The organism is Leptospira langatensis (assembly GCF_004770615.1).
Taxonomy (GTDB): domain Bacteria; phylum Spirochaetota; class Leptospiria; order Leptospirales; family Leptospiraceae; genus Leptospira_B; species Leptospira_B langatensis.
Map to the genome: position 1 here is coordinate 236484 of NZ_RQER01000005.1, position 16691 is coordinate 253174.

Below are 16691 nucleotides of genomic sequence, written 5' to 3' on the forward strand. Positions count from 1 at the left end.
TAATAAATCTTGTATCAAATAAGCAAAGAAGAGAGATCCTTCTGGCCTATTTGTGGTGATGGATCTTCTTATCTATTAGTTCGTTTAATAAGTCGGCGAGATCCTGAAATTCGTCCCCACTTCGGATCCGTATCTTATCCACTTCCTTGCCGTCCAATAGCAAGCGTAGGTTTTTCTTTATATTATAGATCGGCCCTGCCATTTTATGAGAATACACTAAGACAAAGGCAGCCGATAAGAACAGATATAGAGTGGAGAAAAGAATGATCCCACGAAACTGGATCGTAAAAAGATCCAAGCCATGGTCGTAATCCGGAAGAGCATATTCCTTCTCAACGTACTTTTCCTTCTCTTCTCCGTTAACGACCTCGAAGCCCTTTTGATAGAACTTTACGGTATCCTCGCGAAGTCGAAACACAACGCCTTTATCGTATTTCGTAGAATGGATCCAGAATAGGAAACCAAGGGTAAGCAGAAGTCCGAAGATAAACAATAAAGAAAAGTTTAAGAAGAATCTTAGCTGAAAATCCTTATCGATCAGATAGTTTGCGAGATGCCTTTTGTATCTGGGAATTTTTGTAGGTGGGTTTACGGTTTCTTCAGACATATAGAGATGAACCTTCTTAGGTAGAATTTCTCGAAAATTCCCCACATGTCAAAAATATTTCTTTTTTATCGAAGTTGAATCACCTCATTCACGGAATCCCTCGGTATCTTTATTTCGTTTTTGAGGGTTTGCAAATACATAAAACTTTCGTCCATATCGACAATCACCCCTTCAAGCGATTCCCCATTCGAAAGCACGACTCTTTCCAATCTTTGGTATTCCTTAAAGAGATCTTCTTTATCGGAAAAAGACCTCTCCGTGTTTCTCGGGATCTCATCTACCTTGAGTTCGGTGAACTTCAGATTTAGGCCTCGTTGTTCCGCGGAAGATAGAAAAGAACGATGAAATCCTTTCGGTTCAAGACGGATCTTTTGCCCTGGTTCTAAGACCTGTTCTCCTCTATCCGACTCGTTGGTATTGATGGCAGCCACCCTTCCCTCGAGGACCGAAACTATAGTCCCTTCTGCCTTATTCTCGCGAACTTCGAATTTGGTCCCTCTCACTTCCACTAACCCGGAAGATGTATAGATGCGGAAGTCTTCCTTCTTCAAATTTTTATGCAAATGAACGAGTACGGTCCCCGTTTTCAATCGGAAGGATTGCTTGGAATCTCTCAGGATCTCGAGCTCGGTAGCTTCTTCCAATACCATTCCTTCTCCCTTTGAAACCGTAAGGAAAAGTTTGGAACCCGCTTCTGTCTTCAAAGTCTGGCCTCGACCTACAGATTCTCCCTCGTTCAACGCCAGTTGTTTTTCGGAATCCGAAGAGGAAAGGTAACCCTTTCCGACGATCTTAGACACGGAGATGGTAAACTGATCTGCAGCGGGAGAAGATTTAGGATTTTGTAATAAGAAGACGCCAAAAGCGCCTAGCAAAATTGCAGCTGCAGCAGAAAGCGCGTAGATCAAAGGGCGTTTAAACGGAAGAACCTTGGAAGATTGCGCTTTTTCATATATCTGTTCGAAGGAAACCTCAGAAGAAGGCTTCACCCAGGATTTCGAAAGTAGTTTCGATAAAGCATCGATAGAAGAACTATATTCGTTCTTCTCCCCTTCGATCGCTTTCCTGATTTTCTCCTCGAAATTCTCTTCCATCTTCCCTTAAGCCTTCTATTTATCCAAATTACATCGGTAAGATTTGCTTGCTCTTCGCGATCTCCAGCAACTTGGCAGTTGCCTTGACCACAAGCCTAGATGCAGTAGCAACGGAGATATCCATCACTTCCGCAATATCCGATAACGTGTAATTTTCTATATTCTTTAATACTAAAGCGTATCTTTCTCCTTCTTCCAAATCGCCCAGACATTCCATCAATCTGGTCTCTAAGTCGGAGAGCTCGGTCTTTCGAACGAAACTCTGTCCTTCTTCTTTATAATGCCCCATATCATCCGAGCCGGATTCCTTCACGGTAGAGAACTTCTTGGCGTGATTAATGGATCGATTTCTCGCGATGGTATATAATAGTTTAAGGGATTGTTCCTTGTTCAGGTCAGAGTCCGAATACTTCTTAAAAAAATTAAGAAACGTATCCTGCATTAGGTCAGAGGCAACTTCTTGATTTCCAGTGTATTTGTACAGGAAGTCAAAGATTCTCCCGCTGGATTCCCTATATAGGGTTTCCATAAAGTCTTTTCGGGATGCCATTGCACAAATATTTCAGCTGGAAACGCGAATTCAAGTAAATTCCGACGGTCAATGTAACTCTACCCTTCTCTATTTTCTCCTTTGGGCTTTGATTGAAGTAACAAATCTAAACTGGCTTTTTTACATTCAGAGGAAATTTTCGAGCAAATAATTCTTCTCGCTATCCTAACTCCGCTCTGTCTCTGACCGAGAAGAATAGCAAGGTGATCGGAGATTTCTCCCTTCAAGCCAGGCCCCGCCTCTGGGAAGTGACAGGATCGGGAAAGTCAAGCGGGAAGAAGAGCGGGAGGTTTTGTAGTATCTTCGACAACCATTCCCTTAATACGACATAATTCTACTCCAGACTGGCCCCTGATTTTCCGATCTTAGGAAAAGGCCCAATCCTAAATGAGATTTACTACGCTTTTGTTCGCTTTACTTCTAAGCTTCGGCATACTGGGATCTCATGGGAATCTATCTTCTTCTCCTGAAAGCGCTTTCCCAGGAGAAAGCCCGAGCGTAAAGCCACTGCTCAGGATTTTACCCGCATTTAGAGAAGAAGAATGTGATTGGGCAATCCGCTGGGATATCTGCCTGAAATGCATTCGGAGAGATTACCGTTACGCTCAGAAGATTCATTTCTTCCCGAGCGGACAGTATCGGGAACATGGTTGCTATACGGAAGAAAAGGGTTTCTTTTTGATTACGAATGAAAAGGGAGAAGAGTAGAAAGAGCCAAGTGGATCACCAGGCTCTTTCTTAGGAGATTACTTTTTGCAGGTTTGAAGAGCTACGATTGTCTTAGCAGATCTTAAACAAGTAAGATCGTACTTTCCGGTCATACATTCTTTCAATAACTGAGTGGAAATTTGAGCTTGCATAGCTTGGAATTTTGCAGCTTGATCCGGAGTTTGAGCGGCAGAAAGATTCTTAAGAAGATCACCTACTACCGGTTCGCATTCCGCTTGGCTGACTTTTGCTCCTCCGCAAGAAATAATACCTGCAAGAAGAAAGATAGCAAGGATTGAAAAAAGCGTTTTTTTCATGCAACACCTCTACGAATATTTATTATATGTCGCGAAAGTTCAACGACGAACGCCATTTTAGCGACCACGGTTCTATAGAAAAGTTATTTTTTTACCGGGAATATGGTTATGCCATAATAAGATACAGACTTCTCACCCTTAAAGGTCAAAATCCTCTTCTTAACATCGTACTTCCAAGTTCCTGCATTCACTAATACATCGAAGCCCTTTCCATAATGAACTTCCGGAAGAAAGATCTCCACGATCGGGATTTCGTCTCCTTCTTTGCGGAAGGAATACTTGAACATAGACTTCTCCATATCAAAGCTGATCGCTTCCGGATCCCCTTTGGTCCGTATCGGATATGGACGAGAGAAGGCCTTTACTGCCCTTCCCCCATCCTCGTCTATGCTCTTAGGAGTATCTATGGAATAGAGAGAAAGATCTTCCTCATTCCATCTATCTCCTAAGCTATTGGTATTGTCTGGAGTATAGTTCCATAACGTATAATGCACGAAGTTCTTTTCGATCGCAGATATGATCCTATGAAGCGACGCTTCTAAATGAGAATAGTTCTTAGTCCGAAAAGCCAGTCGCCCATTCATATCCATAGGGATCCCGGTCTCTCCGATAACAGTGGGACAATTTCCCATTTTCTTAATGGAAAGGTCCTTGATCATCTTGATCGTATCTTCATACGCTCTGGCTACGTTATTTCTTCCGAATACAGGCACTTGCTTGAAGATATGTACCCCAAACCAAGGAATATAACGTTTAAACATGAGAACGGAAACATCATACCAATGAGTCGCGTTTATAACAGATCCTTCGCCTGTTTTCGGTTTTTCCTCCCAATCTATGTCTAAGCTTCCCGGATCGGATTCTATGAAGATGGAGAACTTTTTCTGTACGGATTGGATCTTAGTTTTGAATTTCTTGATAAAAGGTTGCATGAATTCTGAATAGAATTCCACCTCTCTTCCTCTGTACTGCCTGAAATATTTCGGTTTTAGGAGCATTGGTGCACCATTCGGATCATAGTCCCAAACACCGTGCTGTCTCCATATACAGGTTTTCCCTTCCTGCCAAAGAGGAATTCCGTTTGGATTCAGTTTAGTCCTTCCGAAATGGACACCCGTAAATCCGAGCATGTACGCGTTATGTGCGTTTACTGTCCTTCCCTCAGAAAGGAACATTTCTTGGAAAGGAGATGTCGAGATGATCTTTCCGAAACCGAGCCCGGAAAATTCCCCTATATTTTTCTTACCGATCCATCCTGGAGAAGGCTCGTTCAAGGAATCGAAACCTAGGACATTCTTATATTTCGAGACCTTCTTCGCTACCCTACACATGGCTTCTATATAATGATCTTGTAAAAAGATTTCCGCATTCTTTCCACGGATATTCAACTTCGGAGCGAAGGTCCTTCCCCCGAAGAAAAGAGTAAACATAGTGGCGCAAGCATACTTCTGATAATTAAGAGGCCAGGACATTCTTCGGTAATTTCTACCTTGGAAATGATGCACGATCGCCGTGTCGGATTCTTTGATCTTCTCTATGTCCATTCCGACTTCTTCTAAGGTCCAGCCGGGAGCCCCATCACCGCCGGTGAAACGAGACCAAACATCTTGGTGAGGATCCATGAATACGTAGAAGCCTTTCTTCTCCGCAAGCGCAATCATCCTTTCCACATAATCCAAGTAGGCCAGATCATACTTGCCGGGTCCTTGGTGTTCAATCGCTTCCCAAGTGACTAAGAAACGAAGAAAATTAAATCCCCATTTTCGTAAGCGATCCAAATGTTCCGACGCTTCTTTTTCTTCGAGAGGTCTTCCGATAAAGGATACTTTTCTATGGTCGTGAAAGCTCAAAGACTGATCGAAATGCGTGGTTCCGTCGGGCTTATAGGGAAGCTTTGCGCTCCCGGAAAGATTCACTCCTCTTAGCTGAAGAATATATCCTTCAGAATCTACGAAATTCCCGTCTTTGATCTTTACTTCCAACATTAGATTAATCTTCTCCGAATTGAACCTTTGCGTCTTCGTATCCCCGGCTGATCAGATAATCCGCTTGGACTTGAGAAAAATTTAATATACTTCCGAAGCCTAAAGAGGTTCTTGGGCCTATGACTCGGATCTTATAGTCCGCCTTCTCCGGTTCGGAAAAGGAAAGAAGGGACAGGGATTTACTAAAGCCTCTCTTCTTCTCTTTCTTCTTCTTTTGATATTGCAAATTGGCCATGATGGTTTGGAAGGAACCGATCAAAGAAAGCTCAAAGACCCTTTCGAGACCTTCTCTTCTACTTCTCGGTAAACCCATGTTCACTCCGCCAACGGGAGAAAGCAGAACGACCACGATCTCCTTGGCCCCTCTTTCCACTGCAGGAAGAATCGGAACGTTAGCCATCACTCCTCCGTCCCAATGAGGTTTTCCATCCACATACTGCCATGGAAAGATCAAAGGAATGGCGGAAGAAGCCATGACATGTTCTATATCTATATCCTTATTCCCGAAGAAAACCAACTCGGCGGTCAGTATGTTTACCGCAGTGATGATCACTTCCATTGGATTCTTTCTTAGTTTTCGAAAATCAAGTTGGGAATAGAGCAGATATTTTAAAGGTGTTGTATCGGCTAAGGGAGAAAACCGGCGAAAGATAAGGTCCAGAAAGTCGTTCCAAATGGAATACTTCATTACCTTTTGGATCTCTATGGATTTCCATAGTTCGGTGATGGCGGCTGCGTTCATTCCGCATCCGAGTGCGCTGGCTGTAATAGCTCCTACAGAGGTCCCGCAGACTACGTCGGGTTTGAAGCCGATCTCTTCTAAATACTTTAATACGCCGGCGTGATAGGCCCCTCTGGCTCCCCCACCCGATAAGATTAAAGCTCTCTTCATTCCGATCTAAATCCCTGCCCGGCCAGTCTTCGGCCTTGCTGGTAAATTTCAAGACGTAATATTCGTTTGGAAGGGTTGGGTTTGTCGAAGATACTACAAATCGGAGAGGTGAGTTACCTTCGAGATTATGCGGGAAGGAAATCTTGTAGTAACTTCGACGAAAAAGGAATATTCCTAACTTGTGATATTCAGGAATTAAAACCTTCTGAGTGTCTGCGTCCAGCAAAGCTGAATGCCCGAAAGTGACCAATTTTCAGAACTCAGAAAGGCCAGTGGTCTGATGGTATTGCAATAGGTCCGAAAGGCCCTTTTGCAGGGGTCTGGGCTATTGCTCAGCCACCTCACAGGTCATTTTCTTGCTGCAACTGTCGCTACTCAACTAAACCACCTCCTTTTACGTGTGGCCAGACGATATTCTGTCGCATTAAAAAGTCAAGAAATGTCCTAATTTTTTTAGAATTTCAAAATGACTTTTGCATCTCGGTGGTTCAGGAAACGACTTTCACCTTTCTGGAAAGATAAAGAGCAAGAAGATTAAAGCCAACCGCCAGATATCCTACAATATCAAATCTTTCGAAAGTTCCGTCAGGCAACTGAACGAGTACGGCCCCGGCTAACAAAGCCCCCAGCCCTGTTGCAACGCTCTGCAAACTGGAATTTACGGACATAAAACTTCCGCGGATCTCCGGCTTGATAGAAGAAGTCATCAATGCCATCGCAGGGATCACCCGACCGGAAACTAAGATCATAAAGAAGGTAGTCACAACCAAGGCCAAAGGAACCGGAAAACCCTTAGGAAGATGGGTGATCGAAAGAATTGGCAAAATAGCCAGAAGCACCAGGAACATAAAGATCCTGTGTTTTCCGAATCTGTCGGATAAATAGCCAACCAGCCAAGACGAAGCGAACGTACAAATCCCTCCGATCTCATAAATGCTGCTCACGTCATGTTTGGAGAAGCCCATATTCCTCTCCATGTACACCGCTATCGAAGTTACGACAGTAAATCCCCCCAAGATCACAGCCATGAAGAAGACCAAGGCCCTGATATGATCCATATCAGCGAGGACCTTCCCTAATTGGCTGAAGTCTGCAAGAGGGGTCTTTTCCATTTTAGAGGGAATGCTAGGCAGATACAGTAAAGCGAAGACCAGAATAGGAATTCCGACTGCAACAATGAATCCAAAAGTGTAATTCCAACCAAAATGGATCGCGATCCGGATACCGGAAGGAACTCCTAGCACAGAAGCGGCAGAAAAGGCACCCATAACGCCACCCATCGCCTTCCCTCTCTTCTCAACCGGGAACACATCTCCGATGATAGAAAGGATCACTCCGCTTACCATTCCCCCGAAAATACCGGCAACGACACGAGCGAACAAAAGAAAGGTATAGGTTTGAGCAATCGCGCAAAGAGCTGTTCCTACCAAGAAACCGGTATATAAGAAGATGGCGGCGGACTTACGATTAAAACGATCGATGAAGTTCGCTCCAAGTAATGCTGCGACAGCGGCGGCAAATGAATAGGATGACAAAATGAACGAAAACATCGTGGTATCGATTTGAAACTGCTTCAAGAAGTAATCTTGCAGTGGGAACATGATCATGAAGTCCATGATGTTGGTGAATTGTATGCTTGCTAAGAGAAAGATTAAGAATATTTCGTGATGTACTATTTTGGGGCGAGTTGCTGTTGCTACCAATTCCATGCTTACCAGGTTTTTTTAGGTAAGCCACAAAGGGAGACTTTTTTCATTTCTTTACATTTCAATCGAGTAAATTTATTTCCTAATCAACTCTGCTTATAAGAAAAGACCGAAGTTCAGTTTAGAACCGGGTCGTATGTCTTATATCTTTCGATCATATCCGAAGAATATTGGTTTGGCGGACGAAGGAAGGCCTATCTTTCTTTCGATTCCAAGTAAATAAATTTCTAATTTTCAAACTTTAAAGAAAGAGCTTACGAAACGTGTCTTGTATAAACAGAGATCTTCCTTCGTCTATCTGAGTATCCGCATGGAACTTAGAAAATATATAACGAAAGATTTTTTATATTCGAAATCGAGCGAGATCCGCAAACTCAGATCCTTCGATAACGATAAATCCGTCCGGATCCTAAGCGTTTTCACCCTTTTGATCTCGACCATTCTATTTTCTCAAAACGTATTCTTGCCGGACGTTCAGATCGATCACGCTCTCCAACTCATGTATGGAATGTGTTTCGGAACTTCCGCATTCTTCTCCGGATTTATGCTAGCCATCTTAGCCCTTAAGGATCTAAAGGGGAAGGCTCTTTCTCATGTTGCCACTTTGTCTTATGTAACGGTTCTCACTTTGACCACTACATCCACCACGCTTGTGGATTTTTCTCATATCACCGACTACTCCGCGTATTGTTTCGGTCTTCTCATGCTTCCGCTTTTCATCCGAACTAGTTTCTTTGTGTATATCTTTATTGTTTTACTTAACTTCTCCTGGTTTGTTCTCGGATTCATCTTTGTTTTGGGAAATGAGTTCAGCCTATCCGTTGCAACTCCGATCATCGCTTTTTCTATCGCAAGCTTAGGCGCCGCAATCAGCGTAGAAAGCGCTCGTCTAAAAGGAAATCTATTACAACTCCAACTAGAGGAATCGAATCGGAACTTAAAGGAACTTTCCCATAAAGACGCTCTTACAGGCTTATTCAATCGAAGACATTTAATGGAATCCTTGCATACGCTTCTCTCTGCCTCCAAAAGATACGATTTCCCTCTATCTGTTCTTATTCTAGATTTGGATCATTTCAAAAGGGCGAACGATTCCTTAGGCCACCAAGTAGGAGATAAGCTACTCGCAAACATAGGAAGACTCTTAGCCAGCTTAGTTCGTGATTGCGATGTTGCGGCTCGCTATGGAGGAGAAGAATTTTGCGTAGTCCTCTCCAACACGAATCGAGAAGGGGCCAGATTTGTTGCGGAAAGGATACGCTCTAGAATAGAAAATGAAAGCTTCGATGATATTCCATGGACGGTCACTGCAAGCATCGGTGTTGCGACTCGGGAGAAGGATGAGAGCGCAGAAGATTTCTTAAAAGCCGCAGACTTAAAATTGTACGAATCAAAGGCCAGCGGAAGAAACAGGGTTTCCGCTTAACCCTTCTTCCAAATAAGAAAAGAAGAAGAATCTTCCCAAATATTGTCCCAAAAAACTAACTCCTAACGCTGGTATGGTAGCAGGAAGCCATTCCGGTCCGAAGGATCTCATCAACAACCAAACAATCATTCCTGAGAACATCGCATACACGGCACCGCTCGCATTCGCCTTCTTCCAAAACAAGGCGGCCACCAACGGTACAAAAAGGGAAACAAGACTAATAGAAGAAGAATCTGCAACTAGCTGATAAATATTCGTTTCGCTCAACGCCATTCCGGTGGAAACGATCGTTACCGTTAGCACGGAGATCCTCATCACTCTCAAAAGTAATTTTTCAGAAGGATCCTTTAGGGTAGGACGAATTAGATTCTCCCCTAAAACGGACGCAGGAGCCAGGATAGCCCCCGAAGCGGTGCTTAAGATCGCGGATAACAATGCGCCGAAGAACAGGATCTGAATTAGTAAAGTAGAATGTACCAATACTACGTTCGGTAGGATCATTTGATTGTCTCCGGCTGCAATCTCGGGATAGACCCTTCTCGCAAAATAACCCGCAAGTAGAGGCAGAAAAGCTACTGTGAGATACATCCCTCCCCCTAGAAAAGAAGAATACACGGCAACCTTTTCCGATTTAGAAGACATGACTCTCTGAAAAATATCCTGTTGGGGAATAGATCCTAATCCGATCGTCATCCATGCGGCAATATAGGCCAGAATAGCCTCCGTTTTCATAGGAGGAAAGAAAGAGAAGAATCCGGGCTTCGCAGTCGCGATCACCGTTTGAAATCCCCCCGCCTTTTCTTGCAAGTCCCATACAAGCACAGCCAAACCGATCACGATCAAAATGGTCTGCATGAAATCGGTAATGGAAATCGCCCACATTCCACCTATATAAGTATATATTAATACTACGATGGACGCGAGAAGGATACCTACATAGATATCGAAACCAAAGAGAGTTTGGATCACGATCCCCATTGCAACCAGCTGAGCAGCGATCCATCCGAAATAAGAGGGGATCATAAAGAGTGCGGAGAGGAATTCCACTTTACGGCCGAATCTGTTCTTATATAAATCCCCGAAGGTAAGTATATTCATTCGATACAAGGGCCTTGCGAAGAAGATCCCGACCAAGAACAAACAGAGCGCGGCACCGAAAGGATCTTCGATCACTGCGAGTATTCCCCCGTCCACAAACTTGGAAGAAGCGCCCATTAAGGTTTCCGAACCGAACCAAGTGGCAAATAATGCGGAAGATGCTAGGAGTAAAGGGAGTCTCCTTCCCGCCAAGACGTAATCTTGCGAGCTTTTAACGAACCTAGAAGCTATCGCCCCGATCAGAATAGTAAGACATATATATAAGATTACGAATAAACCTAGCAAATCCAAATCCGATCCGAAAATTTCCGAATATGCGATCCTGAAAGTGGAAGAAAGGAATGCAAGCTTTATTAAAATTTGGCTCTTATGAGCTTTCAACATCTTCTCTTGGACAATAAAAACGGCTTGCTCGTCGTAACCTTGAACCGGCCTGAAATGAACAACGCTTTGAATATCAAGATCAGGGACGAACTCGAATCGATCTTTTCCGATTCTAAGAATGATCCTTCTGTAAAAGGGATCTTACTCACTGCGAACGGTAAGAACTTCTGTAGCGGTTATGATCTGCAGGAAGTGATAGATACCAAATTAGATTCCTTTCGTCATCGTATTTTAGAATATCATTATGAACTATATTCTTATCCCAAGCCTGTGATCAGTGTCTTGAAAGGTTTTTGTTCCGCGGGCGGTTTCGATCTCGCTCTCTGTGGGGATTATATCATTGCGGAGAAGAAGACATTTCTGTTCAGACCGGAAATCCGTTTCGGCGGCCCTCCCCTACTTACTACTCTCGCTAGAAAAATAGGGCCTACAAAAGCGCTTTCTCTTACCTTATTAGGAGACCCGATACGAGTGCAAGACGCAGTCTCCTTAGGGATTATCGACGAATTATATACTGGCGAAGATATAGTGCAGCACGGGCTGAAGGTCCTAGAGAAAATGACTCGCTGGAATACGGATCTGATCCGAGCCGAGAAAGAGATCTCTAATAATTTCTTTCTAGGAAATCTTTATGAAAATCTAAAAAAAGAATTCGATATATTTGCAAAATTCCTGGAAAATCCGAATTTCCTTTCTATTATTTCGGAATATTCGAAATCCATAAACCAAAAGTCGGAATAAAAATAGGATCCGATACTGTTCCTACTTCAAGGAGGATTGCTCTGGATGAATTGAGACAACAGATCCGCTAAAAGCTCTCCCTTCTCTTCTTGTAAGAAATGACCTGCACCTTCGATAATCGTGTGCTTTTGTCCTTTCGCTCCTGGGATCACTCTTCTAAAGAAAATATCTCCTCCCTTTGTGATTGGATCAGAGTCACTAAACATTGTGATAAAAGGTTTCTTCCAATTCTTATAGAAGAGCCAAGCCTGCCTGTTCCTCTCCGATTCTGGATTGTCAGGAGAGATAGGGACCAAAGTTGGGAATTTACGAGCAGCGACCTTGTATGACTCATCCGGAAAAGGAGAATCATATGCTTTCATCACTTCTGCACTCAACTTTGTTACACATCCATTCTGGATGATCTTTCCGATCGGAAGCTTACTTACCTCTTGAGAGAACTTTAGCCATTTGAAAAAATCTTCCTTAGGAGGAACATCCCCCGTAGGCAAGAAGGTATTAGAAGCGCAAACTCTGCTGAAGCGATCATCCAGATCCGCAACTGCTCTAAGGCCGAGCAGACCTCCCCAGTCTTGACAGAACAAAGTAATATGCTTTAGATCTAGAGAGATTATGAACTGCTTCAGCCAGTTGATATGATTCTCATATGTAAGGATATTCGCATCCGTGGGTTTATCAGATTTTCCGAAACCGATCAGATCCGGAGCAACAACCCTATAACCTTTCTTTGCGAGTGGAGGGATCATCTTTCTATATAAGTAAGACCAACTCGGCTCTCCATGCAAAAGGAGCACGATCTCCTTGGCATCTTTGCTACCTTCGTCCACGTAATGCATTTTGAATTCTCCTACGCGCACGTAATTCGGAGAAAAAGGATAATCTGGCAGGTTCGCGAAAGATTCTGAGGGAGTTTCTAAATAAGTTTGCATATCAAATCAACCTAACTCGTAAATTAAGATCGTTCCGGATTTAAAGAGCAATATCTTGCCTTCTTTTCAATCCTTGTCAAACTTCTTCGGAAGGTTATATGATAGAAAGATGGTAAATAGCTTAGTCTTCTACGAATAACTCGTCGCAGAATTGAGAATCCTTTACGATCCTACTTTCCAGAAGGTTGAACGCGACCCTTCTAAAATAAGGTCGGATCAATTTTTCATAATATTTCTTGGATCTTTGGTATGCATACGGATCTACGAAGTAGATCTCTTTCTTCATTCTATCGTAATCGTTCTTTGTTGGAACGGTGAAATACAGATAATTCACTTGCCTGTACAGTTTTTCAAAGACCTTAGGAAGGTGCTTATCTTCTATATATTGTACTACTGAATTACAAATTCCAAGATCGAAGGGAGGAAAATGAAAATGCTTCATCTCCAAGTCTTGTATAGTGGAATGCAGAAATGAAAGATTGTATCCTCGGATCCATTTTTGCTTCGCGATGGAATCTATCATCTCTTCGGAAGGATCCACCGCAAAGATGCGATTTGGTTGAAATACTTTTACGAATTCTTTTAATAGCAGCCCTTTCCCGAATCCGAAGTCCGCGATGCTCCTGGGTTGAAGTTGCATCAGATCAAAAAGAGACTTTATATATTTTGCATGTTCTTTGGCATTAAAGGATGCATCCACATCCTTCCCGCTGCCATAGATCTCATCCCAATAAGAAACCTCGAAAGGAAGCCCATTCGCTCCGTAGGCAATATAATCCGAGTCTTCTTGCTTTTTCCTCATGCCTCAGGGGCCCTAGAAGGTATCAGTAAGGAGACCAAGAAGGCCTTGAGTCCGTCATATCCTTTCTGGTCTTGGATAGAAGTCTTGGCTTCTAGAGCACGGGTCTTCAGGGTCTTTAGGTCCGGATCCGTTTGGATCCTCTTCCATAATTGTTCGCTCACTAAGATCCGCTCGGAAGACAAGAATAAGAATGGAGTATTCTTTGTTTTCACTTCTCTCTGCAGTAGCTTACGATCCACCGCCCAGATCTCCGAGAGCAAAATATAATCCTTGTCCCGCATCTCTTGCGAAGAATTAAAGGAGGTCTTCTGTTTGGTCGTGAAGTAAAGATAAGATGCGATCTCAGGAGAAACATAGATCCTCTCATCCGGATTGATGACCAATCTTCCCCGCAGGGAAGCGATATCCTTGGCGAGAGAGTTCAATTTCGCCTTATCCAATCCTACTAAAGGACGGATCGTAAAATAACCGGAAGTCGCGATCAAAAAGAAGATCGCAATGGACGCAGGAAGAGAGTTCAACTCCTTCTCCGAGCGAAGCAAGAAAACCCCCAAGAATACGATCAGCACGATGGAGCCAAATCCAAGTAAGTAGGCCAAAATCGTTCTCCCCATGAAAGAGAAGGAATGATGTCCGTAAAAATCAAGATTTCCTAATATGATCACGAGCAGCACGAATGCGGAGAGATACCCGAATAGGAATAATTTCGGCAGATTCCTTCTCTTGAAGAAGACGGATTGCTGTTTCTTCTTCTCCCGGATCCCTACAGTGCCTGCCTTGATCACGAAAATGGTAAAGCCAACCAAAAAGAAAGTAAAGTGAGAGAAAAGACCTAACAAAGTGCAAGAGACTAAAACTAGAAGATCTAAGACCGTTTCCATCCTAAAGGAAAGGAATAAGAGAAGAAGGAAGGTCAAACTCACCAATTCGCCTAACATATGCAGCGGAACCGCATACGCAAGAGGATTGATCGCAGCAATATAACAGAGAAGATAATGATTTAACTTCCATGTTTCCTTCTCCATTAGATAAGCACAGAGATGAATGGCTAGACTTAAAAAGAATGCGCCAAAGGTAACGTACGCGGTAATATAATTTAAACCCAAAACGGATTTCCAAGCGTACAAAAGCAAATAGGACAAGGGCTCTTGCAAGGAGAAGAAGTTCCCATCCTCGGAAAGAGAGCGAAGTTCCGCTAAAACTCGAAAACTTTCTCCGTTGGAAGGGTCCCCATGCCAGGAGTAAAAGAGAGTCAATAATCCGGTTAGAAACAGCACCGAGAGTAAAATGAGCGCGGGGTTTGCTTTTCTGTTTCTTTCCAAGTCCATTGCGGCGGGATTTTCTCTCCTTCGGATTTCGGAAGCAACGTTAAAAATTTAGGTGAAATTATACCAACACATTTTGAACTAAACTAAGAGTCATATTCCGAGGACAAGAAGATGGATAAAAAAGACCATATCCTGTATGATAAGTCTGGAAACCCGAGCAAAGAACCCGCTTGGATCTTCAGAACCTACGCAGGTCACACCAACGCCAAGGAGTCCAACGAACTCTTTCGTAAAAACCTGGCAAAAGGCCAAACAGGCTTATCCATCGCTTTCGACCTACCTACTCAGTGCGGATACAGCTCCGACCACGCGATCGCAAGACCGGAGATCGGAAAAGTAGGAGTTCCTATCAATACTCTCGAAGACTTCCGGATCCTATTTGACCAGATCCCGATCGAGGAGATGAACACCTCGATGACCATCAATGGCACTTCTATGTGGCTTCTTTCCCTGTATGTGGCCTTGGCCGAAGAAAGAGGAGAAGACGTCTCCAAGCTGCAGGGCACGACCCAAAACGACATAATCAAAGAATACTTGGCGAGAGGGACCTATATCTTCCCGCCGGAACATTCTATCCGGATCATCGTGGACATGTACGAATACTGTCTGAAGAGAATTCCAAAGTGGAACCCATCCAATATTTGCTCGTACCACTTGCAAGAAGCAGGAGCGACTCCTGTGCAGGAGCTTGCTTTCGCGCTAGCAACCGGGATGGCCATTCTAGACGCAGTTAAAGACAGGAATTGCTTCACTCACGACGAATTCGAGCAGTGTGTTGGTAGGATCTCCTTCTTCGTAAACGCAGGAATTCGTTTCATCGAGGAAATGTGCAAGATGCGTGCCTTCTCCGATATGTGGGAAGAGATCACAAAAGGAATTTATGAGGTCAAAAGCGAGAAGTACCGACGTTTCCGTTACGGCGTGCAAGTAAACTCTCTTGGTTTGACCGAAGAGCAACCGGAGAACAACGCTTGGAGGATCCTGATCGAGGCTCTGGGCGTTACTCTGAGCCGGGACGCAAGATGCCGTGCCCTCCAACTTCCTGCTTGGAACGAGGCACTTTCCCTTCCTCGCCCTTGGGACCAACAGTGGTCTCTCCGTTTGCAGCAAGTTCTCGCGTATGAAACCGATCTTCTAGAATATCCGGACCTTTTCGAAGGCTCCAAAGTAGTAGAGAGCAAAGTCAGAGATCTGATCGACAATGCGAACAAAGAGATCGCAAAGATCAAGGAAATGGGCGGAGCGATCAAGGCGATCGAGAACGGATACATGAAGGCTCAGCTTGTGAAATCCCAAGCGGAGAGATTGGCTAAGATCAATAACGACGAACTCATTATCGTGGGCAAGAATAAGTGGAAGGAAGGAATTCCCTCTCCTCTTACAAACGATCCTGACGGTGGTATCTTTAAAGTAGATCCTAAATCTGCAGAACAAACTTTGAAAGTTCTCGCGGACGTTAAAGCAAAGAGAGATTCTAAGAAAGTAGAAGAGACGCTCGCTCGTTTGGAAGACGATGCTCGAAACGGAAAGAACTTAATGTTTGCTTCCGTAGAATGCGCTAAAGCCCTTGTGACTACCGGAGAATGGTCGGACACTCTGCGCAAAGTATTCGGAGAATATCGTCCTTCTACAGGTGTGGAAGGTCAAAAACTGAATCTGGAATCGGAAAAGGTAGTCGGCGTCCGCGCCAAAGTGGAGAAGTTCCTAAAAAGCACAGGTGCCAGACCTAAGATCGTAGTCGGTAAACCTGGGTTAGACGGCCATTCTAACGGAGCAGAGATGATCGCAGTTTCCGCAAAGCATGCCGGATTCGACGTGATCTATTCCGGAATTCGCTTAACCCCAGAAGAGATCGTTCAATCAGCGGTAGAAGAGAACGCAAACGTGATCGGAGTTTCCATCCTTTCCGGCTCTCATGTAGAACTCGCAGAGCAGATCTTCGCAGAACTGAAACATTATAAGGCGGATATTCCGGTGGTTTTCGGAGGAATTATTCCTCAACCTGACTTCGATAAGCTTCACAAGATAGGCGTGAAGGCGATCTTTACTCCTAAAGATTACGATTTGATGGATGTGATGGATCGGATCATCGATATCGTTTCCCAGGTTCCAGCCTCAGTCTAA

General features: G+C 43.8%; 15 protein-coding genes. 4 read left to right on the forward strand and 11 right to left on the reverse strand.

From position 1 onward, the window contains the following. Positions 1-46 precede the first annotated feature (46 nt). The 3 genes from EHO57_RS09045 to EHO57_RS09055 form a co-directional block, all read right to left on the reverse strand. Positions 47-607: a HAMP domain-containing protein gene (locus EHO57_RS09045; protein WP_135646481.1), complete on the reverse strand. Its 561-nt coding sequence runs from the start codon at positions 605-607 to the stop codon at positions 47-49. Between the two features lie 65 nt (positions 608-672). Next, positions 673-1701: a FecR domain-containing protein gene (locus EHO57_RS09050; protein WP_135646482.1), complete on the reverse strand. Its 1029-nt coding sequence runs from the start codon at positions 1699-1701 to the stop codon at positions 673-675. Between the two features lie 28 nt (positions 1702-1729). Continuing rightward, the gene (locus EHO57_RS09055; protein ID WP_135646483.1) at positions 1730-2251 is read right to left on the reverse strand and encodes an RNA polymerase sigma factor; all 522 of its coding nucleotides are present in this window, start codon (positions 2249-2251) and stop codon (positions 1730-1732) included. A gap of 387 nt (positions 2252-2638) precedes the next feature. On the opposite strand from EHO57_RS09055, the gene EHO57_RS18930 reads away from it, so the two are divergent. Next, positions 2639-2959, forward strand: coding sequence for a hypothetical protein (locus tag EHO57_RS18930; protein ID WP_246050620.1), 321 nt, complete (start codon positions 2639-2641; stop codon positions 2957-2959). A gap of 38 nt (positions 2960-2997) precedes the next feature. On the opposite strand, the gene EHO57_RS09065 is transcribed toward EHO57_RS18930, so the two are convergent. The 4 genes from EHO57_RS09065 to EHO57_RS09080 all read right to left on the reverse strand — a co-directional run bounded on the left by EHO57_RS09065 (position 2998) and on the right by EHO57_RS09080 (position 7862). Further along, complete coding sequence (locus tag EHO57_RS09065) at positions 2998-3276, reverse strand: TIGR04454 family lipoprotein (protein ID WP_135646484.1); 279 nt, start codon at positions 3274-3276, stop codon at positions 2998-3000. Between the two features lie 83 nt (positions 3277-3359). Beyond that, positions 3360-5261: a glycoside hydrolase family 5 protein gene (locus EHO57_RS09070; RefSeq protein WP_135646485.1), complete on the reverse strand. Its 1902-nt coding sequence runs from the start codon at positions 5259-5261 to the stop codon at positions 3360-3362. Between the two features lie 4 nt (positions 5262-5265). Next, positions 5266-6153 (reverse strand): patatin-like phospholipase family protein, encoded by an 888-nt coding sequence (locus EHO57_RS09075; protein ID WP_135646486.1) that lies wholly within the window; start codon positions 6151-6153, stop codon positions 5266-5268. A 488-nt stretch (positions 6154-6641) separates the two neighbouring features. After that, the gene (locus EHO57_RS09080) at positions 6642-7862 is read right to left on the reverse strand and encodes an MFS transporter (RefSeq protein WP_135646487.1); all 1221 of its coding nucleotides are present in this window, start codon (positions 7860-7862) and stop codon (positions 6642-6644) included. 307 nt (positions 7863-8169) lie between these two features. On the opposite strand from EHO57_RS09080, the gene EHO57_RS09085 reads away from it, so the two are divergent. After that, positions 8170-9285, forward strand: coding sequence for a GGDEF domain-containing protein (locus tag EHO57_RS09085; protein ID WP_135646488.1), 1116 nt, complete (start codon positions 8170-8172; stop codon positions 9283-9285). Here EHO57_RS09085 and EHO57_RS09090 read toward each other — a convergent pair. After that, positions 9250-10668: a high affinity choline transporter 1 gene (locus EHO57_RS09090; protein ID WP_135646716.1), complete on the reverse strand. Its 1419-nt coding sequence runs from the start codon at positions 10666-10668 to the stop codon at positions 9250-9252. The two genes, EHO57_RS09085 and EHO57_RS09090, sit on opposite strands and share 36 nt — an antisense overlap. 84 nt (positions 10669-10752) lie before the next feature. Between EHO57_RS09090 and EHO57_RS09095 the strand changes: the two genes are divergently transcribed. After that, on the forward strand, positions 10753-11508 hold the full coding sequence (locus EHO57_RS09095; RefSeq protein WP_135646489.1) for an enoyl-CoA hydratase/isomerase family protein: 756 nt from the start codon (positions 10753-10755) through the stop codon (positions 11506-11508). Between the two features lie 26 nt (positions 11509-11534). Here the strand turns inward: EHO57_RS09095 and EHO57_RS09100 are convergent, their stop codons facing one another. The 3 genes from EHO57_RS09100 to EHO57_RS09110 form a co-directional block, all read right to left on the reverse strand. After that, on the reverse strand, positions 11535-12437 hold the full coding sequence (locus EHO57_RS09100; protein ID WP_135646490.1) for a haloalkane dehalogenase: 903 nt from the start codon (positions 12435-12437) through the stop codon (positions 11535-11537). Between the two features lie 121 nt (positions 12438-12558). Beyond that, positions 12559-13239: a class I SAM-dependent methyltransferase gene (locus EHO57_RS09105; RefSeq protein WP_135646491.1), complete on the reverse strand. Its 681-nt coding sequence runs from the start codon at positions 13237-13239 to the stop codon at positions 12559-12561. After that, on the reverse strand, positions 13236-14567 hold the full coding sequence (locus EHO57_RS09110; RefSeq protein WP_135646492.1) for a hypothetical protein: 1332 nt from the start codon (positions 14565-14567) through the stop codon (positions 13236-13238). Before EHO57_RS09110 ends, EHO57_RS09105 begins: the two co-directional genes overlap by 4 nt. A 111-nt stretch (positions 14568-14678) precedes the next feature. On the opposite strand from EHO57_RS09110, the gene EHO57_RS09115 reads away from it, so the two are divergent. After that, on the forward strand, positions 14679-16691 hold the full coding sequence (locus EHO57_RS09115; protein WP_135646493.1) for a protein meaA: 2013 nt from the start codon (positions 14679-14681) through the stop codon (positions 16689-16691).

Bases quoted from the DNA above. Each gene is read 5' to 3' on its own strand.
- EHO57_RS09100 (WP_135646490.1), bottom strand. From the start codon at position 12,437: ATGCAAACTTATTTAGAAACTCCCTCAGAATCTTTCGCGAACCTGCCA.
- EHO57_RS09110 (WP_135646492.1), bottom strand. From the start codon at position 14,567: ATGGACTTGGAAAGAAACAGAAAAGCAAACCCCGCGCTCATTTTACTC.
- EHO57_RS09085 (WP_135646488.1), top strand. From the start codon at position 8,170: ATGGAACTTAGAAAATATATAACGAAAGATTTTTTATATTCGAAATCG.
- EHO57_RS09075 (WP_135646486.1), bottom strand. From the start codon at position 6,153: ATGAAGAGAGCTTTAATCTTATCGGGTGGGGGAGCCAGAGGGGCCTAT.
- EHO57_RS09055 (WP_135646483.1), bottom strand. From the start codon at position 2,251: ATGGCATCCCGAAAAGACTTTATGGAAACCCTATATAGGGAATCCAGC.
- EHO57_RS09070 (WP_135646485.1), bottom strand. From the start codon at position 5,261: ATGTTGGAAGTAAAGATCAAAGACGGGAATTTCGTAGATTCTGAAGGA.
- EHO57_RS09045 (WP_135646481.1), bottom strand. From the start codon at position 607: ATGTCTGAAGAAACCGTAAACCCACCTACAAAAATTCCCAGATACAAA.
- EHO57_RS18930 (WP_246050620.1), top strand. From the start codon at position 2,639: ATGAGATTTACTACGCTTTTGTTCGCTTTACTTCTAAGCTTCGGCATA.
- EHO57_RS09080 (WP_135646487.1), bottom strand. From the start codon at position 7,862: ATGGAATTGGTAGCAACAGCAACTCGCCCCAAAATAGTACATCACGAA.
- EHO57_RS09050 (WP_135646482.1), bottom strand. From the start codon at position 1,701: ATGGAAGAGAATTTCGAGGAGAAAATCAGGAAAGCGATCGAAGGGGAG.
- EHO57_RS09065 (WP_135646484.1), bottom strand. From the start codon at position 3,276: ATGAAAAAAACGCTTTTTTCAATCCTTGCTATCTTTCTTCTTGCAGGT.
- EHO57_RS09105 (WP_135646491.1), bottom strand. From the start codon at position 13,239: ATGAGGAAAAAGCAAGAAGACTCGGATTATATTGCCTACGGAGCGAAT.
- EHO57_RS09115 (WP_135646493.1), top strand. From the start codon at position 14,679: ATGGATAAAAAAGACCATATCCTGTATGATAAGTCTGGAAACCCGAGC.
- EHO57_RS09095 (WP_135646489.1), top strand. From the start codon at position 10,753: ATGAGCTTTCAACATCTTCTCTTGGACAATAAAAACGGCTTGCTCGTC.